The organism is Trinickia terrae, assembly GCF_005144415.1.
Taxonomy (GTDB): domain Bacteria; phylum Pseudomonadota; class Gammaproteobacteria; order Burkholderiales; family Burkholderiaceae; genus Trinickia_A; species Trinickia_A terrae.
In genome coordinates, this window is the sequence record NZ_SWJE01000054.1 from 1 (window position 1) to 297 (window position 297).

A 297-nucleotide genomic window follows, 5' to 3' on the forward strand; every position below is an offset into this window, starting at 1 on the left:
TGTCGACAAGCTCAAACCGCTGGCGTGCAACGTGTATCGGCTGCTGTCGCCGAGGCGCGACGAGAAGCAGGCGGCTGACGAGCTGCGCACGCACAAGCGGGAGAAGTGGCTGCGCTTTCGGGCGTCGCGGCTGATCCCGAAGCATCGCAGCGAGTGGGCGAGCCAGAGCGAGTATTTGAGTTTCTTCGAGCAGGTGCTGCGGCGCGTGGCGAAGGAGCCGTATCACGATGCGGAGATCGAGCGGGTCAAGAAGCTGGTGTGGTGGGATGAGGTGCGCAACGCGGTGAAGGGGGAGTT

General features: G+C 64.0%; 1 pseudogene. It reads left to right on the plus strand.

Annotated elements, in window-relative coordinates:
• Positions 1-297 (plus strand): annotated as a pseudogene (locus tag FAZ69_RS33520) (chitinase); the annotation flags it as partial.